General features: G+C 72.6%; 18 protein-coding genes. 7 read left to right on the top strand and 11 right to left on the bottom strand.

Translation table 11 applies throughout. The features are described from left to right. Window positions 1–62 precede the first annotated feature (62 nt). Complete coding sequence (locus OG332_RS40330) at window positions 63–842, bottom strand: maleylpyruvate isomerase family mycothiol-dependent enzyme (protein ID WP_327418099.1); 780 nt, start codon at window positions 840–842, stop codon at window positions 63–65. A gap of 116 nt (window positions 843–958) precedes the next feature. On the opposite strand from OG332_RS40330, the gene OG332_RS40325 reads away from it, so the two are divergent. Further along, window positions 959–2,668, top strand: a complete 1,710-nt coding sequence (locus OG332_RS40325; RefSeq protein ID WP_327418098.1) for a hypothetical protein — start codon at window positions 959–961, stop codon at window positions 2,666–2,668. A gap of 16 nt (window positions 2,669–2,684) precedes the next feature. Here OG332_RS40325 and OG332_RS40320 read toward each other — a convergent pair whose 3' ends face one another. From OG332_RS40320 to OG332_RS40290, 7 genes are all read right to left on the bottom strand, one after another. Next, window positions 2,685–5,555, bottom strand: a complete 2,871-nt coding sequence (locus tag OG332_RS40320) for an ATP-binding protein (protein WP_327418097.1) — start codon at window positions 5,553–5,555, stop codon at window positions 2,685–2,687. A gap of 148 nt (window positions 5,556–5,703) precedes the next feature. Next, entirely contained in the window at window positions 5,704–6,111 is a 408-nt protein-coding gene (locus OG332_RS40315; protein ID WP_327418096.1) for an ACT domain-containing protein, read from the bottom strand. 205 nt (window positions 6,112–6,316) lie between these two features. Continuing rightward, window positions 6,317–6,544: a DUF397 domain-containing protein gene (locus tag OG332_RS40310; RefSeq protein ID WP_374778183.1), complete on the bottom strand. Its 228-nt coding sequence runs from the start codon at window positions 6,542–6,544 to the stop codon at window positions 6,317–6,319. Window positions 6,545–6,688: 144 nt separating this feature from the next. Continuing rightward, window positions 6,689–7,873 (bottom strand): thiolase domain-containing protein, encoded by a 1,185-nt coding sequence (locus OG332_RS40305; protein ID WP_327418095.1) that lies wholly within the window; start codon window positions 7,871–7,873, stop codon window positions 6,689–6,691. After that, window positions 7,870–8,928: a thiolase domain-containing protein gene (locus tag OG332_RS40300; RefSeq protein WP_327418094.1), complete on the bottom strand. Its 1,059-nt coding sequence runs from the start codon at window positions 8,926–8,928 to the stop codon at window positions 7,870–7,872. Before OG332_RS40300 ends, OG332_RS40305 begins: the two co-directional genes overlap by 4 nt. Continuing rightward, window positions 8,928–9,887: a Zn-ribbon domain-containing OB-fold protein gene (locus tag OG332_RS40295; RefSeq protein ID WP_327418093.1), complete on the bottom strand. Its 960-nt coding sequence runs from the start codon at window positions 9,885–9,887 to the stop codon at window positions 8,928–8,930. The genes OG332_RS40300 and OG332_RS40295 overlap by 1 nt, the downstream gene beginning before the upstream one ends. Before the next feature lie 211 nt (window positions 9,888–10,098). Then, window positions 10,099–10,899, bottom strand: coding sequence for a crotonase/enoyl-CoA hydratase family protein (locus OG332_RS40290; RefSeq protein WP_327418092.1), 801 nt, complete (start codon window positions 10,897–10,899; stop codon window positions 10,099–10,101). 188 nt (window positions 10,900–11,087) lie between these two features. On the opposite strand from OG332_RS40290, the gene OG332_RS40285 reads away from it, so the two are divergent. Both OG332_RS40285 and OG332_RS40280 read left to right on the top strand, forming a co-directional pair. Further along, a complete protein-coding gene (locus tag OG332_RS40285) occupies window positions 11,088–12,725 on the top strand; it encodes an acyl-CoA synthetase (protein ID WP_327418091.1) in 1,638 nt (545 codons plus the stop codon). A gap of 109 nt (window positions 12,726–12,834) precedes the next feature. Continuing rightward, on the top strand, window positions 12,835–13,572 hold the full coding sequence (locus tag OG332_RS40280) for an SAM-dependent methyltransferase (protein WP_327418090.1): 738 nt from the start codon (window positions 12,835–12,837) through the stop codon (window positions 13,570–13,572). Window positions 13,573–13,674: 102 nt separating this feature from the next. Here OG332_RS40280 and OG332_RS40275 read toward each other — a convergent pair whose 3' ends face one another. Next, window positions 13,675–14,523, bottom strand: a complete 849-nt coding sequence (locus OG332_RS40275) for an alpha/beta fold hydrolase (RefSeq protein ID WP_327418089.1) — start codon at window positions 14,521–14,523, stop codon at window positions 13,675–13,677. 107 nt (window positions 14,524–14,630) lie between these two features. Here OG332_RS40275 and paaK point away from each other — a divergent pair, with 107 nt between their 5' ends. Beyond that, window positions 14,631–15,959: a phenylacetate--CoA ligase PaaK gene (gene paaK / locus OG332_RS40270; RefSeq protein ID WP_327418088.1), complete on the top strand. Its 1,329-nt coding sequence runs from the start codon at window positions 14,631–14,633 to the stop codon at window positions 15,957–15,959. Window positions 15,960–16,030: 71 nt separating this feature from the next. Continuing rightward, window positions 16,031–16,903, top strand: a complete 873-nt coding sequence (locus OG332_RS40265; protein WP_327418087.1) for a YhjD/YihY/BrkB family envelope integrity protein — start codon at window positions 16,031–16,033, stop codon at window positions 16,901–16,903. 39 nt (window positions 16,904–16,942) lie between these two features. Here the strand turns inward: OG332_RS40265 and OG332_RS40260 are convergent, their stop codons facing one another. Next, the gene (locus OG332_RS40260; protein WP_327418086.1) at window positions 16,943–18,523 is read right to left on the bottom strand and encodes a fatty acyl-CoA synthetase; all 1,581 of its coding nucleotides are present in this window, start codon (window positions 18,521–18,523) and stop codon (window positions 16,943–16,945) included. Between the two features lie 156 nt (window positions 18,524–18,679). On the opposite strand from OG332_RS40260, the gene OG332_RS40255 reads away from it, so the two are divergent. Further along, window positions 18,680–21,139 (top strand): penicillin acylase family protein, encoded by a 2,460-nt coding sequence (locus tag OG332_RS40255; RefSeq protein ID WP_327418085.1) that lies wholly within the window; start codon window positions 18,680–18,682, stop codon window positions 21,137–21,139. 27 nt (window positions 21,140–21,166) lie between these two features. Here OG332_RS40255 and OG332_RS40250 read toward each other — a convergent pair whose 3' ends face one another. Then, a complete protein-coding gene (locus OG332_RS40250) occupies window positions 21,167–22,306 on the bottom strand; it encodes a calcium:proton antiporter (RefSeq protein ID WP_327418084.1) in 1,140 nt (379 codons plus the stop codon). A gap of 139 nt (window positions 22,307–22,445) precedes the next feature. Between OG332_RS40250 and OG332_RS40245 the strand changes: the two genes are divergently transcribed. Continuing rightward, a complete protein-coding gene (locus OG332_RS40245) occupies window positions 22,446–23,222 on the top strand; it encodes a TnsA-like heteromeric transposase endonuclease subunit (protein ID WP_327418083.1) in 777 nt (258 codons plus the stop codon). The last annotated feature ends 1 nt before the right edge of the window (window position 23,223 follow it).

Below are 23,223 nucleotides of genomic sequence, written 5' to 3'. Positions count from 1 at the left end.
TTTTCCGGCCCGGGGGCCCGTATCCCGGTGCCGCCCGGGCCGGGCGCCGCAGGCCCGGCCGGTCAGACCGGGGGAACCAGGGTGAACCAGTGCGGGAGCAGGGCGGCGTCGCCCCGCGTGACCCGCAGGGCGGTGGCGGGCAGCCGTCCCCAGAGGAAGAGGGCGAGGTCCGAGGCCGTCCCGGCGGCCTCGACGTCCGGGGCGGTGGGGCCGGGCTCCAGGCCGGGGCCGCACTCCAGCAGGACCTGGTCCGCCGCGAAGACGACCGTCCAGGTTTCCGGTCCGTCGGTGCTCCGGAAGCGGTACCGCTCCCCCGTACCGGCGGGGGCCGCCTTCCACGAACGGCGGGCCGGAGCCATCACCTCGAAGGTCTGGGTGACGGCGTCCGCCGCGACGCCCGGGTCGAGGGGGCCCGGGGTCCCCGTCGCGGATTGCGCGTCCCAGCGGTGGACGGCCAACTCGATCAGCTGCATCCGCAGCCAGAATCCCGAGGTCTGCTCGGCCGACCAGGTCCACACCGGGGTGTCCGGTCCCCGCTCGTGGAACAGCTCCGCCAGCTCCCGGGCGCCCTGCGCGAACCATTCCGTCAGCGCGTCGGGGCCCGCGGGGACCTGCGGGAGGTCGAGGCCGGCAGGGTCGGGCGGGGCCGCGAGCCGTCCCCGTAGGACGTGGGCCAGGTAGCGGTGCACGCCCCCGAGATGGGCGACGAGGTCGGAGACCGTCCAGCCCGGGCACGAGGCGACGGGCGGCATCGGCTCGCCGCGGTCGAAGGCGTGGCGGACGGCCTTCTCGAATGCCGACGCCTCGCTCTGGAAGTGGGAGATGCGGTCGATGTGATCCATACGGTTGACCCTGCCCGTCGGATGGCGGAGTCTCCCGCCTTGCGCTCCGGGCGAACACCTCCGGCGCGACACGCAGACCGGCCGGTACGAGTCATTGCCATGGAAATCGGACGGCCATGTCATCTGATCATGACCATCTGAACAGGTTCAACAACACTGGGGGGCCGGTGTACCGGCACCGTGTCATGATCTCCGCCGCCGTCGTCGCGGCAGCCGTCGGTCTCGTCGTACCGAGCGCGGCACACGCGGCCGAGCCGGCCGCGAACCACACGCAGGACGCGGGCAAGAAGCTCGCGGGAGCCGTGGAGGCGGCGGCGAAGACCGCCACCTTCAGCAGCCCGCCCGAGCGGTCCGTCCGCAAGACCCCTGCCAGCGCACCGGCCGCCGCGGGCACGCCGGCCGCGGCCGCGGACCACTCGGTCGGACTGGTCACCACCGGCTCCGGCGCACGCACCATGGACCTGTCCACCTGGGTCTCGAGCGAGAAGACCGAGGTGTTCCGGGTGGACGTCGACTGGGGTGACGGTCACACGTCGGACCCCGAGCACTCCCTCACGGACGGGTTCCTGCGCTTCAAGCACACGTACGCCAAGGTCGGCACCCACAAGATCACGGTCACGGCGACCGATCTGGGGACCAAGGAGTCCGTCACCAACAGCGTGGACGTCGTCGTGGCGGGCTCCGACTTCACCCCGCACGCGCCCACCCGGCTGCTGGACACCCGGGACGGCACCGGTACCTCTTCGTCCCAGCCGGTAGCCCCCTACGGAACGACCCGGGTGAAGGTCGGCGGCACCAGCGGCATCCCGGCCGGGGTGACCGCCGTGGCCCTCGACATCACCGCCACCGGCGCCGCCGCCGACGGGCACATCGCCGCCTACGCGTCCGGCAGCGAGCAGCCGGCCACGTCGAACGTGAACTTCACCGCGGGACGGTCCGTTCCGAACCTGGCGATCGTGCCGGTCGGCGCGGACGGGTACGTCGAACCGGTCAACCGCAGCCCGGGCTCGGTGAACCTCATCGCGGACGTCACGGGCTCCTTCGCCCGCTCCGCCTCCAGCGGATACACCCCGCTGGACCCCGTCCGTCTCGTCGACACCCGGGACGGCAAGGGCACCGCCAAGGGCCAGGTCGCCGGGCAGGGCTCCTTCGGCGTCCAGATCGCGGGCCAGGGCGGGCTGCCGGCCGCGGGCATCACGGCCGTCGCCCTCAACGTGACGATCACCGCGCCCAAGGACTCCGGCCACCTGACCGTCTTCCCGAGCGGGCAGCAGGCTCCGATCACGTCGAACGTGAACTTCACGGCCGGCCAGACGGTCGCCAACTCGGTGATCGTGCCGGTGGGCCCCGACGGAAAGATCAACATCCGGAACGGCTCCTGGAGCCCGACCGACGTGATCGTGGACGTCACCGGCTACTACAGCGCCGACGGCAAGGCCGCCTACCTGCCGCTCGCGCCGGAGCGCCTGTACGACTCGCGGAAGTACTTCTTGCCGGTGAGCGGCCAGGACTACTGGTGGGAGTCGCTGTTCGAGCCCAACGTCACGCTTGCGGGCGCGGTGATGAACACCACGGTCACCAACACGGAGGGCAGCGGCCACCTCACGGTCGCCCCGGACCCGAACACCCGGGAGGCGTACGGCCGGAGCAAGGCGATCCGGCCGACCCCGCCGAACTCCTCCAACCTGAACTGGACGAAGGGCGAGACCGTCTCGAACCTGGTCCAGGCGAGCACCGGCAAGAACGACACCGTCGACTTCTGGAACCGGGGCTGGGAGCCCGCCGACCTGATCGTCGACCTCTTCGGCGTGTACGCCAAGAACTGACGCGCATCCCGGAGGCCTACGGCGCGTACGCCTCCAGGGCGGCCGGCAGGCCCGGGACATCGGAACCGAGCTTGCGGCAGGCCGCGGACAGGGCCCATTCCGGGCCCTGTCCGGGGCGGCCGGAGCCGTCCGGGGCGGGCCTGCCCGCCGCCCGCCTCGCCGCCCGGAGCTCCTCTTCCGTGAGCCCGTCCTGCGTGAGCCCGTCTTCCCCGTCCTTCCCGTCCGCCTCGCACGGCGGGGTGCCGCCCAGCCCGAGCAGGGTGTCGGTCGCCCGGGCCACCAGCCCGTCGGCCCCGCATGCGCGGGCCGTCACCACGGCACGCGCCAGCAGGTCCACGTCCCGCAGCTCGCTGCCCAGCGCGGCCAGGGCGCGGGCCAGTTCGTAGCCCGCCGGTGATTCCGCGAGCAGCGTGACCGCCTCCTCCAGCAGAGCGGCCCGGTCCTGCGGCACCGCGACCTCGGCCGCCACCCGCAGGGCCTGGCCGATGCCGGAAGGGGCGCCGAAGGCGCGGGCCCGCCGCACGGCGTCGCCGGCCAGGGCACGCGCCCGGTGCGGATCGTCCGCCGCGACGGCCCGGGCCAGGTGCAGCTGCCACGGGCACCATGCCGGATTCTGTATGCCGCGCGGGGTCAGCCGCCGGTCGACCTCCTGCAGTTCGGCGACCGCCGCCCGTACCTGGCCGCGGGCCAGCAGCAGTTCGGCGTAGACGGTCTGGGAGTCGGGGAAGACCACGGCCGCCGGGAAGGGCCTGCCGTACTCGTGCTCGCGTCCCAGCTCCCAGGCCTCGTCGATCCGGCCCCGCGCGAGCAGCGTCGTGAGGAGGATGGCTATGGCGTACCAGTGCACGGGGGTGCGCCGGCCCACGCGTTCGGCCAGCCGGAGCCCGGCCCGCGCCAGGTCCTCTGCCCCGGTGAGCCGCCCGCGCCGGTAGAGGATGTAGGCGCGCAGGCTGTACGCGAACGAGAGGTGCGCCCCGCGCCAGCCCTGCCGTTCGAACTCGGCGGTGCCCGCCTCGAACAGCTCCTCCGCCCGTCCCGGCCGGTCGGCGTACATGTGGGCCATCGCGACCAGGACCGGGACCTCAAAGCCGCGGTCCTCGTGGGCCCAGCTGAAGGGCCGCTCCAGCACGCGTCCCGCGTGGTGCAGCACCACGTCCACCGGCTCTCCCCGCAGGCAGGCGTCCCAGGCGCGCAGCCCGATGACGTACCGCTCGGTGAGATCGCGTCCGGCCAGCCGGTCGGCGAGCCGGGCGAGGCGCCGCGAGCGGGCCGGGGAGTCGGTCTCCGCGGCGTTGAAGGCGTCCCACATGAACTGCTCGGACTGCAGGCGCAGCCGGGCTCGGACGTCCTGGGTGTACGGGATCTCCCGCGCCAGGGATTCCGAGGCCTCGGCGAGGCGGTCGCTGTGCGAGAGCACCTGGGCGAGCCGGATGACGATGCCCTGGCGCAGGGCCGGATCGTCGAAGGGCTCGGCGAGGGCGGCCCGCAGGTGGTTGACGGTGTTGGCGGGCTCGGTGAGCAGGGAGGCGCAGCCGAGTTCGTACAGGACGGCCGCGCGCTCGTCGAAGTCCGGGGGCTCGCGCAGCGCGCGGGCGAGCTGGCGGCGGGCGGCCTCGGGAGCGCCGGCGCGGAGGTTCTCGCCGGCGGCCTCGCGCAGGATGCGCACCACCCAGGGATCGTTCTCGGGATGGGTCTCCAGCAGGTGGCGGGCTGCGGCGGAGGGTCCGAGTCCGGCGTCGACGACGGCCGCGGCGGCCTTGCCGTGCAGGGCGACGCGGAGCGCGTCGGGGATGGCGCGGTAGATGCCGGTGGCGATGAGCGGGTGGACGAACTCCAGCCCCGCGTCGGGCTCTTCCGTCGCGGCGGACAGGATGCGCGCGTCGCGCAGCCGCCCGGTGGCGTCCACGGCCTCCTCGGCGCCGAGGGCGGCGACCCGGGCGGCGAGGTCCTGCGGGATGGCGGTGCCGAGGACGGCGCAGGCCCAGGCGAAGCGGACGGTGGAGGAGCCGAGGCGCTCGAGGCGGGCGACGAGGCCGCTGCCGCGCTGGGCGGCGGCGAGGTCGCGCAGCAGCGGCGCGTTCGCCTCGACCGGGGGCAGGCCCTTGTCGCGGACCTTGGCGGCGAGTTCGACGGCCTCGAAGGGATTGCCGGTGGTGACGGCCCAGGCTTCCTGGCAGAAGGCGTCGTCGGCGTGGTCTCCGATCCATTCGCGGACCAGGGCGGCGACGGCGGCCGGGGTGAGCGGCGCGAGAGGAAGCGGGCGCTGTCCCGCCCGGCCCGGCAGCCTACGGAAGGCGTCCGCGTCCGCGGGCAGTTCGTCGGGGCGGTAGGCGACGACGAGGAGCAGCGGGAGGTGCTCGACGCGCGGGGCGAAGGCGGCGAGCCAGCCGAGGGACTCGGGGTCGGCCCAGTGGGCGTCGTCGAGGACGAGGGTGACGGGGGCGCGTTTGACGACGAGGTGGGTGAGGACCCAGTCGAGTCCGTCGCGCAGGCCCTGGGGGTCGGGCGGGGCGCCCTGTTCGGGTGCGCACAATCCGAGGGCCGGTCCGACGATGGAGTACCAGCCGCCGAGGGCCGCGCGCAGTTCCTGCTCGGAGGTGCCGGCCAGCTGGGGCTGGATCAGCTGGCGGGCGACGTGGAAGGGCTGGCTCTGCTCCTGTTCCCCGCCGCGGGCGGCGAGGACGGTGCAGGAGCGGGCGTGGGCGCGGCGGCGCAGTTCGGCGAGCAGGGTGGTCTTGCCGAGGCCGGCCGGGCCGGAGAAGGCGAGCAGCGCGCCGCCGGCGTCGGGCCCGGGACCGGTGAGCTGGTCCAGGGCCTCGTCGACGGTGGCGAGTTCGGCCTCGCGTTCGACCATCGTGCGCCGCAAGCGGGTCCGGCGGTCCGTCATGGCTGGTACCCCCCAGGCCTGTTCGGAGCATCAGCGTACGCCCGCGCACAGGGCGGGGGATCCCACAGTGAGGAAAGAATCCGATCTTCTTTTCCGATGACCTTTCAGGGGGCCTTTCGGAAGCCTTTCGGGGTCGTTCCGGTACGTGTCAGTCCCGTGCGGAACGTGCCGCGAGGTCCTCCAGGACGGCCACGGCCTCGGCGGCCCGGTCGGCGGCCACGAACAGGTGGTCGTGGTGGTAGCCGGCGATGACGTTGCAGCTCAGGCCGTGCGCGCCGAGTTCGTTGGCGAAGGCCGCGGTGAGGCCGACGGCGTCGAGCGCGGAGTGGATCCGCAGGGTGATCCAGCCGGCGGTGTAGTCGTAGGCGAGACCGGCGGCGTCGGCGTCCTCCTGCCGCAGGACCAGGGTGAGCCCCTCTCGCTCCAGAACGGTGGCGACGGGGGCGGTCCCGGCGGGCACGGTACCCCCGGGGACGGTACAGAAGACGTACCGCCCCTCGTTCAACTCGGGCCGCATACCGCTCAGGAGCTTGCGCAGATCGTTCTCTCCACTCATGCCGCCACCCTACCCATCTTCCCCATATGACCGATTCGGGCGGTGCGGACCCAGTGGGCGGCGGCACCAGCGGCATCGCCTCTGCGGGTGATCGTCATGGCCCCCTCCCGCCGGGGCGCCCCGCGGACGGCAAGGGGCCGGCGACGGCGGGCGGCCACCGGGCCGACTGCTCCGCGCCCGGTGGTGCCGCGCATACGGGCTCGGTCTACGTCAGGTCGAACTCCCCACCCCGGGCGTTCAGTACGAACTTGTGCCACTCGTCAGGCGTGAAGATCAGCGAAGGGCTCTCGGGGCGCTCGCTGTTGCGCATCGCGATGAAGCCCTCCACGAAGGCGATCTGGACGTCACCCGCTCCCCGGCTGCTCGACTGCCAGTCCGCCTCGGTGAGATCGAGGTCCGGCTTGCCCCAGCCGGCGAGGGGTTGCGAAGTCATGCTCTCGGCCACGTGCGTGCTCCTCCCGGTACGTCGTCCGGGGGCAAGGTTAACCACCGCAGCGCGTGGCGCACAGGCCACGGTGAGTCACCGTGGCCTGTCCCGTACCCCGGCCGGCCCCTCCGTCGCCGGCCGGGGCCGCCGTCAGGGCGTGGGTTCCTCGGCCCCCACCAGCCACATCGCGAAGAACTGCGCGCCGCCCCCGTACGCGTGGCCCAGGGCCCGCCGGGCTCCCGGAACCTGGTGTTCCCCGGCCTGGCCGCGGACTTGGAGGGCTGCTTCCGCGAAGCGGATCATCCCGGAGGCGCCGATCGGGTTGGTGGACAGGACCCCGCCGGAGGGGTTGACCGGAAGGTCCCCGTCGAGTTCCGTGACCCCCGCCTCGGTGAGCTTCCAGCCCTCGCCCTCCGCCGCGAACCCGAGGTTCTCCAGCCACATCGGCTCGTACCAGGAGAACGGCACGTACATCTCCACCGCGTCGATCTCCCGGCGCGGATCCGTGATCCCCGCCTGGCGGTAGACGTCGGCCGCGCAGTCCTTGCCGGCCTGCGGCGAGACGAAGTCCTTGCCCGCGAAGAGGGTCGGCTCGCTGCGCATCGCCCCGCCGTGCACCCAGGCGGGCGGTTTCGGTGAACGGGCGGCGCCCGCCCGGTCGGTAAGGACCATGGCGCAGGCGCCGTCCGAGGAGGGGCAGGTCTCGGAGTACCGGATCGGGTCCCACAGCATCGGCGAGGCCTGGACCTTCTCCAGGGTGATGTCGTGCTCGTGGAGGTGTGCGTACGGGTTCTTCAGGGCGTTGCGCCGGTCCTTGTAGGCGACCAGCGAGCCGACGGTGTCGGGGGCGCCGGTGCGCCGCATGTAGGCGCGCACGTGCGGGGCGAAGAACCCGCCCGCGCCCGCCAGCAGCGGCTGTTGGAAGGGGACGGGGAGGGAGAGCCCCCACATGGCGTTCGACTCGGACTGCTTCTCGAAGGCGAGGGTGAGGACGGTCCGGTGGACGCGGGCCGCGACGAGGTTGGAGGCGACCAGGGCGGTGGACCCGCCGACCGAACCGGCCGTGTGCACGCGCAGCATCGGCTTGCCGACCGCGCCGAGCGCGTCCGCCAGGTACAGCTCCGGCATCATCACCCCCTCGAAGAAGTCGGGGGCCTTGCCGATGACGACGGCGTCGATGTCCGCCCAGGTCAGCTCGGCGTCGGCGAGTGCGCGCGCCGCCGCCTCGCGGACCAGTCCGGCGATGGACACGTCGTGGCGGGCGGCCACGTGCTTGGTCTGGCCGATGCCGACGACGGCGACCGGCTCCTTGCCGGACCTGCCGGTTGTGCTCATGCTCGGTCCCCTTCCAGGACGGCGACCAGGTTCTGCTGGAGGCAGGGGCCGGAGGTGGCGTGGGCGACGGCCCGGTCGGACTCGCCGCGGTGGATGCGGGCGGCCGCCTCCCCGATGCGGATCAGGCCTGCGGCCATGACCGGGTTGGCCGCGAGCGCCCCGCCGGAGGGGTTGACGCTCACGCCGTCCCCGAGCCCGAGTGCCTTGCGGAGCACCACTTCCTGGGAGGAGAACGGTGCGTGGAGTTCCGCCGTGTCCACCGGCGCCTCGAAGACACCCGCGTGTTCGGCGGCGATCCGGGTGGACGGGGAGTCGGTGAGGTCGCGCAGGCCGAGGCTGTGCGCCTCGATGCGGTGATCGATGCCGGTGATCCAGGCCGGGCGTTCGCACAGCTGCCGGGCCAGGTCGCCGGCCGCCAGGATCACGGCGGCCACGCCGTCTCCGATGGGTGGGCAGTCCCCGGTGCGCAGCGGCCGGACCTGGTAGTCGCCCTGGGGCACCGAACCGCTCAGCTGGGCGTGCGGGTTGGTCTCGGCGGCGGCCCGGCTGCGCGCTCCGATGGCGGCCAGGGCGGGCTCGTCGGTCTCGCCCGCGTCGATGAGGGCCTGGGCCTGGAGGGCGGCGAGGGCCACCGAGTCGGGCCAGAGGGGCGCCACGTAGTACGGGTCGAGCTGCCGGGTCAGGACGTCCCGTACCGAGCCGGGCGAGGACTTTCCGTAGGAGTAGACGAGCGCGGTGTCGGCCTCGCCGGTCTGGATCTTGACCCAGGCCTCGTAGAGGGCCCAGGCGCCGTCCATCTCCACGTGCGACTCGGAGATCGGCGGCCAGGCGCCGACCCCGTCGAGGGTCATGGTGAAGGAGAAGGCGCGGCCGGCCAGGTAGTCGCTGGAGCCGGAGCAGGTGAAGCCGATCTCCCCGGCCTTCAGGCCGGTCGCGGCCAGCACCTGGTGCAGGACCGGCATGACCATCTCGACTTCGCTGAGCTCGTCGGTGCGGCGCAGGTGGTCGCTCTGCGCGAAGGCGACCACCGCGACCTCACGGGCGTATCGGGCCATCAGATGAGCTCCTTGTACGCGTCGTAGTCCGCGTCCGGCTCGCCGGTGGGGCGGTAGTGGTCGGGGTAGCGGCCGCCCTCCGTCCACACGGGCTCGACCCGCAGGCCCATGCGCACCTGGTCGTACGGGATGCCGCCGATCCGGCCGTGGAGGGCGAGGCCGGCGCCGTCGAGGGCGATGTGTGCGTAGACGTACGGGACCTCGATGTCGAGGTTCCTGGCCTTGATGTTGACGATGCAGTACGTGGTGACCGTGCCCGCGGGGCCGACCTCCACCTGGTCGGTGGTGGCCACGCCGCAGGTGGGGCAGGCGCCGCGCGGAGGTACGTACACCTTCTGGCAGGAGGGGCAGCGCTCGCCGACCGTCTTCTGCTCGGAGAGGGCGTTGATGTACGCGGTCTGGGCGCGGCCGGGGCTGTAGACGTAGTCCAGGCGGGCCTGCGCGACGATGCCGGTGACGGCGCCGGCGAAGTCCCCGTCGTGCGGGGCGGCCTCGCCGCCCGCCGGGCCCTCGTACGGTTCGAAGCAGGCGATGTCGGTGATGGCCCCGGTGCGCTCGGCGGCCCAGCGGACGCGCACCCGCATGCCGGTGTGCACGGCCTCGGGACCGGGCGCGTCGAGGACGTGCAGGAGGGCGGTGTCCGCACCGTCGAGCTTGACCAGCACCCAGGCGAAGGGGGTGTCCAGGGGCTGGTGGGGGCGGGGCCGGTCGTTCCACGCCCAGGTGGTGACGGTGCCGGTGGCGGCGACCTCGACGAGCTCGCGGATCTCCTCGGCGGTGACGGGGTCGTACTCGACGGGCGGGACCATCACCTTCCGGTCGGCGGTCCTCACCCCGAGGACGACGCCTTCGCGCAGACCCGTGAGGAAGGCGCTCTGGACGGGCCCGAGGGACCGGGTGAACGGAAACTCGACGACCAGGGGCGCGCGGAGCACCTGCGGTGGGGAGGCAGCTGTCATGGTGGCTCTCCGATGTGTTGGTTCCGGGTGTCTCCCCGGCCCCGCCGGCAAATCCAGCCCGCCGTCGTTTGAGGCGTGGGGGTCCCCCCGGACGGAGTCTGGGGGAGGGTCCGGGGCGGAGCCCCGATCTTTGAGCTCCGCCGGCACATCCCAGCCCCGCCGGCGTTTGAGGCGCGGGGTGCGGGGCGGAGCCCCGGCGGCAACGCGGCGGCTACTCCCGCCGGTACAGCGCGGGCCGCTTCTCCGCGAAGGCCCGCGCCCCCTCCTTCGCATCCGCCGTGTCGAAGATCGGCCACCCCCGCAGCAACTCCGAGGCCAGCCCCTCCGTCTCCGTCATCTCGGCCGTCTCGTAGACCGACGCCTTCACCGCCTCCACTGCCAGCGGCCCGCACGCGTTGATCCGCTCCGCGGTCTCCAGCGCCGCCTCCAGCGCCGTGCCGTCCGGCACCACCCGCCCGACGAGCCCGATCCGCGCCGCCTCCTCCGCGGAGTACGGGCGCCCGGTCAGCAGCATCTCCAGGGCGTGCGTGCGCGGGATCTGGCGCGCCAGCCGCACCGTGGAGCCGCCGATCGGGAACAGCCCCCGCTTGACCTCGAAGAGCCCGAAGGTGGCCCCCTCGCCCGCCACCCGGATGTCCGTGCCCTGCAGGATCTCCGTCCCGCCCGCCACGCAGTAGCCCTCCACCGCCGCGATCACCGGCTTGCGCGGCCGGTGGTGACGGAGCATCGCCTTCCAGTGCAGGTCGGGATCGGCCTTGAGGCGGTCCCGGTACCGGTCGCCCGCCATCCCCTTCCCGGCCAGCGCCTTGAGGTCCATGCCGGCGCAGAAGTCCCCGCCGGCGCCGGTCAGGACGACCGAGCGGATCGTGTCGTCGGCGTCCGCCTCCAGCCAGCCGTCGTACAGGCCCACCAGCAGCGGCAGCGAGAGCGCGTTCTTCGCCTCGGGCCTGTTCATGGTGAGCACCAGCGTGGCGCCGTGCCGTTCCACGGTCAGGTGTTCTGTCCCACCCATTGCCGTCCTCCCGTCTCAAGACCTAGAACAGGTTGCAGTAGGGGCGGGTGCAGTTCAATAGTTTTCTGACACTCAGTCAGATTTCTTGGGCGGCGCCCTTCCCAGTTGCCGGCTCCGGCGCTCTAATGACCGCCGAGCAGACCAGCCACGGGGCCAGTCGTCGGGAACATTCGGGGTCAGGAGGAACGGTGGAGTACAACCTTGCCGACCTGTTCGAGTCGGTCGTGGACGTGGTCCCGGACCGTGAGGCCCTCGTCTACGTGGACCACCCCGGGACCGGCGCCGAGCGCCGCCTCACGTACGCGGAACTGGACGCGGCGGCGAACCGGATCGCGCACCACCTGCTGGACAGCGGCCTGAAGCCCGGCGAGCACCTGGGGCTGCACCTCTACAACGGGATCGAGTACCTCCAGACCATACTGGCCTGCCTCAAGGCCCGGCTGGTCCCGGTGAACGTCAACTACCGGTACGTGGAGGAGGAGCTGGTCTACCTCTACAACGACGCCGATCTCGCCGCGCTCGTCTTCGAGGGCGAGTTCACCGAGCGGGTCGCGGCCGCGCTGCCGCAGACGGCGAAGCTCCGGCACCTGATCCGGGTCGGGGAGGCCCCCGGGGGAGCCCCGGAGCCCTCGGTCGCGCCGGTGGCGTACGCCGGCGCCGAGACGGCAGGCTCGGCCGAGCGGGGTTTCCCGCCGCGCAGCCCCGACGACCTGTTCATCATCTACACCGGCGGCACGACGGGCATGCCCAAGGGCGTCATGTGGCGGGCGGAGGACCTCTTCTTCGCCGGGCTCTTCGGCGGCGAGCCGTCGGGCGAGCCGGTGAAGCGGCCGGAGGAGCTGGCCGAACGGGTCGCGTCGAAGGGCGCCGGGCTCACCTTCTTCCCCGCTCCCCCGCTGATGCACGGCACGTCGACCCTGACCTCGTTCATCGCCTTCAACTACGGCCAGCGGGTGGTCATCCACCGCAAGTACGCGCCCGAAGAGGTGCTCCGCACGATCGAGAAGGAGAAGGTCTCCAGCGTGTCGCTGGTCGGCGACGCGATGCTCCGGCCGCTCATCGACGCCTTGAACGGCCCGCTCCAGGGCACGGACCTGTCCTCTCTGTTCAGCGTGTCCTCCTCCGGGGCGATCATGTCCGAGACGGTGCGCGCCGAGTTCCAGCGGCTGGTGCCGAACGTGCTGCTCCTGAACAACTTCGGGTCGTCCGAGTCCGGATCCAACGGCCGGGCCGCGGACGACTCCGGCCCGGAGAAGGGCTTCCGCCTGGTGGTCAACGACCGTACGCAGGTGGTGGACCCGGTGACGCACGAGCCGGTCGCGGTAGGCGTGCCGGGGCGGCTCGCGCAGCGCGGGCACGTCCCGCTCGGCTACTACAACGACCCGGCCAAGACCGCCGAGACCTTCTTCCGGAAGGGCGCGGAGCGCTGGGTGCTGCTCGGCGACATGGCGACGGTCGACGAGCAGGGCATCGTCACGGTGCTCGGGCGGGGCTCGCAGTGCATCAACACGGGCGGCGAGAAGGTGTATCCGGAGGAGGTGGAACAGGCGCTGAAGTCCCACCCCGACGTGTACGACGCCCTGGTCGCCGGTGTCCCGGACCCGACGTGGGGCAGCCACGTGGCGGCCGTGGTCCAGGTCCGCGCCGGTTCACCGGTGCCGACCCTGGACGAGATCCAGAGCCACTGCCGCACCCGCCTGGCGGGCTACAAGATCCCGCGCCAACTGGTCGTCGCACCCGCCATCCAACGCTCCCCGAGCGGCAAGGCCGACTACCGCTGGGCGAAGGCGGTGGCGACGGAGGCGGCCACGGCCCCCCAGGGGTAGGGATACGGAGAGGACGGCTGACGGCACAGGGCGGGGGGCCGGATCCCGGGCGGTCCAGCCCCTTCAGAACAGGATGCGAGCGGAACCCCGGCGCTGACAACGTGTCCCGGTGAACCGTGAACAGATCTCCCGGATCGCCCATGCCGATCACCCGATCAAGGCCCCGCTCGACGACGAATCCGTGAACCGGCTCCTCGAACGCGGCGCCCCGCGTGGCGACGAGCGCGTGCTCGACCTCGGTTGCGGCGGCGGGGAATGGCTCCTCCGCGCCCTGGCCGCGCGACCGCGGCTGCACGCCGAGGGCGTCGACATCTCCGAGGACGCCCTTGCGCAGGCCCGCTCGGCGGCGGGCCGGCTCGGCCTCCGGGAACGCCTCGTCCTCCACGAGCGGCCAGCCGAGGACTTCGTCTCGCCACAGCCGTTCGACCTCGTGCTGAGCGTCGGGGCCACACATGCCTTCGGCGGTCTGCTCCCCACCCTCGCGGCGGCCCGCAGGCACCTGGCTCCGGGCGGCCGCGTCCTGATGGGCGAAGGGTTCTGGGACCGCACCCCCTCCCAGGAGGCGATCGAGATGCTCGGGGACTTCACCGACTTGGCGACCACCGTGGACCGTGTCGTGGCCGACGGATGGACCCCCGTCTGCGGGCACGTCAGCACGCGCCGCGAGCTGGACGACTACGAATGGGCCTGCTGGGGGTCGCTGGCCTCGTGGGCCCTGGACCACCCTGCTCATCAGGACAGCGCGCAAGCCCTCGAAACCGCCACCCTCCGGCGCTCCGAATGGCTGCGCGTCTACCGGGACACCTGGGGCTTCGTCTCCCTGGTGCTGCGCCGGACTGCCGACTGACCGGCTCGGGGAGCCCGGGCGGGCCCCGGCGAGCCCGCCCACGGGCGGTCTCGCCGGGCTGGGCGGCTGGGCGGCTGGGCGGGGCGACGTACTCGCCGGGCGTCAGGTGCCGGAGGTGAGGAAGCGCTCCACCCGGGCGGCGAACCAGGCGTCGTCCAGCCACGGGAAGTGCCCGGCCCCGGCCTGGACGTCGAGCGATCCCGCGGGGAACAACGCGGCGAGCCGGGCCGCCAGCGCCGGACGGGGGTTCCCGTCCAGCTCCCCGGCCAGCACCAGCACCTCGCCCGTCAGCTGCCGCAGGCCTTCCCTGGTGGCGGGCGGGTCGAAGGCGCCGGGGCCCGCGTAGGCGTCGGCGGCCTTCTCGTTCTGCTGCCGTCCGTTCGCCGCGCAGTGAGCCCGGGCCGTCTCGTCCCAGCGCCCGTAGAACAGCGGCGCGGCCAGGTCCCAGTCCGCCTCGCCACGGCCGTCGCCCGCGAGGATGCGCCCGTAGGCCTCGATGGCCGTGTCGTACGGCTCGGTTCCCGCGCGCAGCCGGGCCCCCTCCAGCCGCTGCTCCGGGGTGACCGGGAGGTCCACCGCCCACGCGGTCGGCGTGACCAGGACGGTCCGGCGCAGCCGCTGCGGGTGCGCGGCCGCGTAGAGCTGGGCGAGGTTGCCGCCGGCCGAGTGGGCGAGGAGGTCCATGCGGTCCAGGCCGAGGTGTGTCCGGAGTGCCTCGACGTCGGCGACCTGGTGGTCGACGCGGTACGTCGACTCGTCCGCCGGTATCGCGGAGTCGCCCGTACCGCGCAGGTCAAGCAGGATGAGACGGCGGCCGGCGGCCAGTCCGCCGAGGTCGCCCAGGTATTCGGAGGCCCGCATGGCGCCGCCCGGGAGGCAGATCAGCGGTGCGCCCTCGCCTTGCAGGTGATAGGCGAGCTCGGTTCCGTCGTAGGTGGTGAAGGTAGGCATGGGAGCCATCACAACAGGCGATCACTCGTTCGAGTCATTGATTTAGCGTGCCCGGTCCTGGCAATCTACCGAATGATCGTTCGGTTCACTCAGGATGAGGTGACGGCATGGCGGTGCACGCGGATCTCCACGACGAAGGCGAGCGGCTGAGCCGCGACGAGCTGGCCGCCCTCCAGCTGACGCGGCTGCGCGCGACCCTGCACCGCGCCTACGAAAACGTGCCGTTCTACCGGCAGGCCTTCGACAAGGCGGGCGTCCATCCGGACGACTGCCGCTCGCTCGCCGATCTCGCCCTGTTCCCCTTCACCGCCAAGGCCGATCTGCGCGACCAGTACCCCTTCGGGATGTTCGCCGTGCCCCGCTCCGAGGTGCGCCGCATCCACGCCTCCAGCGGCACCACCGGGCGCCCCACGGTCGTGGGGTACACCGACGGGGACCTCGCCACCTGGGCCGATGTCGTCGCCCGGTCCATACGTGCGGCGGGCGGCCGGCCCGGCCAGATCGTCCACATCGCCTACGGCTACGGACTGTTTACCGGCGGCCTCGGCGCGCACTACGGTGCGGAGCGTCTCGGCTGTACGGTCGTGCCCGCCTCGGGCGGGATGACGGACCGCCAGGTCCGGCTCATCGAGGACTTCCGGCCGGAGGTCATCATGGTCACCCCGTCCTACATGCTGACCCTGCTCGACGAGATGGAGCGCCAGGGCATCGATCCCCGCGCCACCTCTCTGCGCACCGGCATCTTCGGCGCGGAGCCGTGGACCGAGGAGATGCGCCGGGAGATCGAGGAGCGGCTCGGCATAGACGCGGTGGACATCTACGGCCTGTCCGAGGTCATGGGCCCGGGCGTGGCGCAGGAGTTCGCCTCGCACAAGGACGGCCTGCACATCTGGGAGGACCACTTCTACCCGGAGGTGGTCGATCCGCTGACGGGCGCGGTCCTGCCGGAGGGGGAGCAGGGCGAGCTGGTGTTCACCTCGCTCACCAAGGAGGCCATGCCCGTCATCCGCTACCGCACCCGGGATCTGACACGGCTGCTGCCCGGCACGGCCCGGCCCGCGTTCCGCCGGATGGAGAAGATCACAGGCCGCAGCGATGACATGATCATCCTGCGTGGGGTGAACCTGTACCCGACCCAGATCGAGGAGATACTTCTGCGGACGTCCGGCCTGGCGCCGCACTTCCAGCTGCGGCTGACCCGGGAAGGACGGATGGACGCCCTGACGGTACGGGTGGAGGCCCGCAGGGAGACGGACACGGAGGCACGGGCGGCCGCGGCCGCCCGGGTCGTCCGGTCCGTCAAGGAGGGGATCGGGGTCTCCGTCCGGGTCGAGGTCGTCGACCCGGAGACCCTGGAGCGTTCGGTGGGGAAGATCAAGAGGCTGGTGGACCTCCGCAGTGCGGGGGAAGTGGCAGACACGCGTCCGGACGGCTGAAACCACCCCTTCGGGCCCAATTCCGGGCGGCTCCCGGGAGCGGGATCGCCCTCGCGGGTAGTGCATGACTTGTGACCTCGATCTTCCGGCAGCTTCACGACCGGCTCCAGGGCTCCCACATCGGGCTGGCCTGGAGCCGGGGCCGGGAGATGGAGCTGATGCACCGGGCGATGGGCTTCGCGGCCCTCGGGTTCCTCACCCTGGTGCCTCTGCTGGTCGTCGTCGCGGCCGCCGCACCCGGCAGCGGTTCCGGCTTCGGCCGGTGGCTCGGCCAGGCCCTCGGGGTGGCGCCGTCCTCGCGGGCCCGGGTCGAGATGCTGTTCAGCGCCGCGGACCTGGCGCTGGAGCGGACCACCGCCTTCGGTCTGGCAGCGCTCGCCGTGTTCGGCCTGACCTTCGGTTCGGCCGTGCAGACCGGGTACGAGAAGGTCTGGGACCTGCCGACCGCGCGCTGGCACACCATGTGGCGGCACGTCGTCTGGCTCGCCCTGCTGGTCTGCTACCTCGCCCTGCTCGTCGAGATCCCCGCACCCTCGAACGACGTCATCGGCACGATCCTCGGCACGGTGGGCGACCTCCTCGGCACCTGCCTGTTCTTCGTCGCCTCCCAGCGCCTGCTGCTCGGCGGCCGGGTCCGCTGGCGGGCCCTGGTGCCGGGAGCGGTGGCGACCAGCCTCGGCCTGCTGGGGCTGCGGATCTTCTCGCAGCTGGTGTTCTCCCCGCTCATCGCTTCCAACGCGGTGACGTACGGCCCCTTCGGCACCCTGCTGGTCGTCCAGTCCTGGCTGGTCGGCGTCGGCTTCGTGGTCTACGGCGGCGCACTCGTCGGCCGCCTCGTCCACGAACACCTCACCCTGCGGCGCCTGCGCCACAGCGGACTCCTGCCCCCCGAAGCCTTCCCGCCCCACGCCCCGCACCCCCACTGGCCGCGCCCGCCGCACTGACCGCGCCGGCCGGGTCCCCAACCTCACAGGGCAATACACCTAGGAGGCGGAGGTTTCTCCGAAGCGGTCGCGGAGTTCCCGCTTGAGGATCTTGCCGCTGGCGTTGCGCGGGAGGGCGTCCACGAAGAGCACCCGCTTCGGGGCCTTGAAGTGGGCGAGCTTCTCCCGTGCGTACGTCATCAGGTCCGCCTCGGTCACTTCCCCGCGCGGAACCACGACCGCCGTGACCGCCTCGATCCACCGCTCGTCCGGGAGCCCGACCACCGCCGCCTCCGCCACCCCCGGATGGGTGTAGAGCACGTCCTCCACCTGGCGCGAGGCGACCAGCACCCCGCCCGAGTTGATGACGTCCTTCACCCGGTCCACGACCGTGAAGTACCCCTGCGCATCGCGCACCGCGAGGTCGCCCGAGCGGAACCAGCCGTCCCGGAAGGCCTTCTCCGTGGCCACCGGGTCGTTCCAGTAGCCGAGGCACAGCTGTGGCGAGCGGTAGACCACCTCGCCCGGCGTTCCGTCCGGCACGTCCTTGCCGTCCTCGTCGACGACCTTCGCCTCGACGTGGCGCACCGGCCGTCCGCAGGAGTCCATCCGCCCCTCGTGTTCGTCCGGCCCGAGCACGGTGGCCAGCGGGCCGATCTCGCTCTGGCCGAAGCAGTTGTAGAAGCCGAGGCCGGGCAGCCGCTCGCGCAGCCGTTCCAGGACCGGAACCGGCATGATCGAGGCCCCGTAGTACGCCTTCCTCAGCGCGCCCAGCTCACGCACCGCGAACTCCGGGTGGTTGGCCAGGCCGATCCACACGGTGGGCGGGGCGAAGAGGCTGTCCGCCTCCCCCGCCTCCACCAGGTCGAAGACCTGCTCCGCGACCGGCGCGTCCAGGATGGTGTTGCGCGCCCCCACCGCGAGGTACGGGAGCAGGAAGACGTGCATCTGCGCCGAGTGGTACAGCGGCAGCGAGTGCACCGGCCGGTCCTCCTCGGCCAGGTCCAGCGCCTCGATCGCGCTCTCGTACTCGTGGGCGAGGGCCCGGTGGGTCATCTTCGCGCCCTTGGGCAGGGCGGTGGTCCCCGAGGTGTAGAGCAGCTGCGCCAGCCGGCCCGGGTCCGCGTCGTCTTCAAAGGACAGCGGCTCGGCCAGTTCCGCGAGGAAGGAGCCGGGGGCGTCGCGCAGCGCCCGTACGGGATGTCCGCCGGGGACCCGCCCGGCCAGGTCCGGGTCGGCGAGGACCAGGGCGCTCGCCGAGTCGTCCAGGATGTGGGCGAGGTCCTCGCCGGTGAGGTTCTGGTTCACCGGGACGTGGATGAGCCCGGCCCGGGCGCAGGCGAGGAAGGCGAGGAGATAGGCGTCGCAGTTGTGGGCGAAGGTGGCGACGCGGTCGCCCTCGGCCAGCCCGTACCGCTCCCGCAGGACGGCGGCGCCGGTGGTGACGGCCGCATCGAGTTCCGCGTACGTCCAGTTCCGGTCGCGGTAGCGGACGGCGAGGCGGTCGGGAACCCGTCGCGCGGTGTCGCGCACCAGCCCGTCGACCGTGTTGCACCGCACGGTCTGCCCCGCCCGCCCTTCCTGCACGGCTCGCTCCGCCGACCCTGCCTGCTCCGCCCGCCCCGCTCGCGATGCCGTCATGGCGCGATCCTCGTCCCCCGCACTCCCAAGGTCAATAACCGGGATACCAAGCGGGATGTTGACAGATCATCGGACCGCCTGCATGAGTGTGGGGGCACGGACGCACGCCTGTCCCACGGGCAACCATGCCCATCCGCAGGCTACTTGGGAGGCACTTTGCAGCTCAGCACCCGTCCGATACTCCGCCGCGTCGCCCTCGCCGGCGCCGCGCTGCTCGCCGCGACGGCCGCGATGCCGCAGGCCTCGGCGGCGACCGGTGACCGGTTACCGGCCGGCGGCGGTCTGTCCGCCGTCATCCGGTACACCGAGAACGGCATCCCCCACATCCTCGCCCGCGATTACGCCCAGCTCGGCTTCGGCACCGGCTGGGCTCAGGCGGCCGACCAGGTCTGTGTCCTCGCCGACGGGTTCGTGACCGTCGCCGGTGAGCGTTCGCGCTGGTTCGGGCCCGACGCCGCACCCGACGGATCCCTCTCCTCCGCGACCCGGAACCTCTCCAGCGATCTGTACTTCAAGGGCGTCCGCGAGTCCGGCTCGGTGGAGAAGCTGCTGGCGACCCCCGCCCCGGCCGGTCCCACGAAGGACCTCAAGGAGCTGATGCGCGGCTGGGCCGCCGGGTACAACGCCTGGCTCGCCCGGAACAGGATCAGCGACCCCGCCTGCAGGGGCGCCGCCTGGGTCCGCCCGGTCACCACCACCGACGTGGCCGCCCGCGGCTTCGCGGTCTCCGTCCTCGGCGGCCAGGGGCGTGGCATCGACGGCATCACGGCCGCCCGGCCACCGGGTGCACAGCCACCCGCCGCAGCGGCGCCCGGCGCGCAGGCGGAGGCCCGTGGCCCGGCCGCCGAGCCCGATCCGGCGACGGCGGCCGAGGCGGCGCGCGAGTTCTTCGAGGCCGGCCGGTACGACATGGGCTCCAACGCGGTGGCCTTCGCCGGTTCCACCATGGCGAGCGGCAGCGGGCTGCTGCTCGGCAACCCGCACTATCCGTGGCAGGGCGGGCGCCGCTTCTGGCAGTCGCAGCAGACCATCCCGGGCGAGCTGAACGTCTCGGGCGGCTCCCTCCTCGGCACCACCGTGGTCAACATCGGCTTCAACGAGAAGGTGGCGTGGAGCCACACCGTGGCCACCGGCACGCCCGTCAGCCTGCACCAGCTCACCCTCGACCCGGCCGACCCGACCGCCTACCTGGTCGACGGCAAGCCGGAGAGGATGACCCGGCGGTCCGTCACCGTCCCGGTGTCCGGCGGTGATCCGGTCACCCGTATCCAGTGGTGGACGCGCTACGGACCGGTCGTCTCGCACCTCGGCCCGGGCCTGCCGCTGCCCTGGACGGCCGGCACGGCGTATGCCCTGAACGATCCCAACGCGGCGAACCTGCGCGGCTCCGACACCGCCCTGGCGATGGGCAAGGCCCGCTCGGTCGCCGGGATCCAGGACGCGCTGGCCCGCACGCAGGGCCTGCCCTGGGTCAACACCGTGGCCGCCGACTCCGCGGGCGGCACCCTCTTCACCCAGTCCCAGGTGGTCCCGCGGATCACCGACGAGCTCGCGGCCCGCTGCTCCACGCCGCTGGGCCGGGCCATGTACCCGGCCTCGGGGCTGGCGGTGCTGGACGGCTCGCGCACGGACTGCGCGCTCGGCTCGGATCCGGACGCGGTGCAGCCGGGCGTGTTCGGCCCCGCGAAGGCGCCGACGCTGCGCGACGCCCCGTACGCCGAGAACTCCAACGACAGCGCCTGGCTGGCCCATGCGGAGCGGCCGCTGACCGGCTACGAGCAGGTCTGGGGCAACGTCGCCACCCCGCGCTCGATGCGCACGCGCGGCGCGATCGAGGACGTCTCGGCGATGGCCGCGAGGGGTCGGCTGACCGTGTCCGACCTGCAGAAGCAGCAGTTCGCCAACCGGGTCCCGGCCGGTGATCTCGCGGCGGCCGACGCGGCGAAGGCCTGCGCCGCGCTGCCCGGCGGCACGGCCACCGGCAGCGACGGGAGCACGGTGGACGTCTCGGCCGCCTGCCCGGTCCTGGCGGGCTGGGACCGTACGACCGACAGCTCCAGCCGCGGCGCGCTCCTCTTCGACCGGTTCTGGCCCAGGCTGACGACTTCGACCGCGGCCAAGGACCTGTGGCTGGTGCCCTTCTCGGCGGCCGATCCCGTACGCACCCCCCGTACGCTCAACCAGGCGGCGCCCGGCCTCGGGCGGGCGCTCGCGGACGCCGTGGCCGAGCTGAGGGCCGCCGGAATCGCTCTGGACGCCCCGCTGGGCGAGCACCAGTTCGTGGTGCGGGGCGGGCGGAAGCTGCCGGTGGGCGGCGGTACGGAGGCGCTCGGCGTCTGGAACAAGATCGAGGCACCGTGGAACGCGGCGGCCGGCGGCTACCCGGAGGTCACGCACGGCTCCAGCCACATCCAGGCGGTCGGCTGGGACCGCGGCCACTGCCCGGTGGCGCGCACCCTGTTGACGTACGGCCAGTCCTCGAACCCCGGCTCGCCGTACTCCGCGGACCAGACCCGGCTGTTCTCCCAGGAGCGGTGGGTCACGGCGCGCTTCTGCGAGCGGGACATCCTCACCTCGCCGCAGCTGAAGGTGGTCTGGGCCCGCGAGCGGCGGTGAGCGCGACCTCCTCCTGGCCGCCGGCCCTCAGGGGCTGACGGCCAGGAAGAGGTACGCGGCCAGCAGCACGATGTGCACACCGCCCTGGAGCAGGGTGGCGCGGCCGGGGGCGATGGTGAGGGCGCTGACCACGACGGTCAGGGCGAGCAGCACCATGTGGACCGGACCGAGGCCGAGCAAGAGCGGGCCGGAGAGCCAGATCGAGGCCAGGGCGATGGCCGGGATGGTCAGGCCGATGCTGGCGATGGCGGAGCCGCAGGCCAGGTTGAGGCTGGTCTGGACGCGGCCGCGGCGGGCGGCGCGGACGGCGGCCAGGGTCTCGGGCAGCAGGACGAGCAGGGCGATGATCACGCCGACGACGGCGTTGGGCAGGCCGGCGTCGGCGACGCCCTTCTCGATGGTCGGGGAGACGGCCTTGGCGTCGCCGACCACCGCGACGAGTGCGACCAGCAGCAGGCCGAGGCTGATCAGGGCGGCGCGGGCGGTGGGCGGGGCCGCGTGGTCCTCGTTTACGTCTTGGCCGCCCTGGCCGCCTCGGCCGCCGGGCTCGTCGGCCGGCCGCTCGGTTTCCACGGGCAGGAAGTAGTCCCGGTGGCGGACGGTCTGGACGGCGACGAACAGGCCGTAGAGGGCGAGCGAGGCGACGGCGGCGAAGGCCAGCTGGGCGGTGGAGAACTCCGGGCCGGGCTTGCTCGTGGTGAAGGTCGGCAGCACCAGGCTGAGGACGGCGAGGGTCGCGACGGTGGCGAGCGCCGCGCCGGAACCCTCGGGGTTGAAGACCGCGACCCTGTTGCGCAGGGCTCTGACGAACAGGGACAGGCCGACGATGCCGTTACAGGTGATCATGACGGCGGCGAAGACGGTGTCCCCGGCGAGCGAGGCGGTCTTGTCCCCGCCGTCGGCCATCAGGGTGACGATGAGGGCCACTTCGATGACGGTGACCGCGACGGCGAGCACGAGGGAGCCGAAGGGTTCCCCGACCCGGAGGGCGACGACCTCGGCGTGGTGGACGGCCGCCAGCACCGCTCCCGCGAGGCAGAGCGCGACCAGCACCACCCCGAGCGCGGGCAGGTCGCGTCCCCAGCTGAGGACGAGTGCGACGAGCGCCACCAGGGGGACCACGAGGGTCCAGTCGGTCAGGGCAGATCTGCGGGTAGCCGTACTCATATATGCAAACTTGCCAGAAATGCCCCTCAAGTGCGGTGTCGTCCGCGTCACGCGTGGCTGACCGCTCTCATCCAATCGAGGCGTTTACTCACCGAACCGAGTCGTTTGGCTTTCCGTCTCAGCGAACCTAGGCGTGCGGATGGACGCACTGGGGGGGGACTGGGTGGCTGTGCTGGCTGGAGTGGATCTTGCGGAGACGTACGTCGAGCTGTCGTACGTGGACGCTGTACGCCAGCGGCGACGGCGTCCACTGCTGGACTGTGTGACGGCCCGCTTTGAGGACACACCGCCCGTACGGCCGTTTCGGTGGTCTCGTGGTGAGCGTCACTTCTCCGGCTGGTACTGGTCAGCGACGACCGGGCAGCACGTCGGCTTCGAGTCCTGGCTGGAACGGGACCGGCTTGTGCTCATGGACTCCGATCCCGGCGTCGTGGGGATCGCCTCGCAGCCGTTCTGGCTGCACTGGCACGACGGCAAGCGGGAGCGTCGGCACGCCCCGGACTACTTCGTACGCCGCGCGGACGGCTCGGCAGTGGTCATAGACGTCCGCGCGGATGAGCGGATCGAGCCCAAGGACGCGGAGGCGTTCGAGGTGACCCAGTTCGCCTGTGCTCAGGCGGGGTGGGGATTCGAGCGGGTCGGGGTGCCGGAGGCGGTGCTGGCGGCGAATGTCCGGTGGCTGTCACGTTACCGGCACCCGCGGTGCCTGCACCGCACGGCCGTGGACCGGCTGCGCGAGGTCTTCGCGACTCCGAGGCCGCTGCTGGACGGGGCGGATGCGGCCGGTGACCGGCTCGCGATGCTGCCGGCCCTGTTCCATCTCCTCTGGATTCAGGAGCTGGCCGCTGCGGATCTGTCGGTCGAGCTGATGGGACCGCGCACGGTCGTGGGCCTGACCAGCAGGGGTGTCGGGTGAG

It is taken from the genome of Streptomyces sp. NBC_01233 (genome assembly GCF_035989305.1).
Taxonomy (GTDB): Bacteria; Actinomycetota; Actinomycetes; order Streptomycetales; family Streptomycetaceae; genus Streptomyces.
This window is presented reverse-complemented; position numbering and strand designations above follow the sequence as displayed.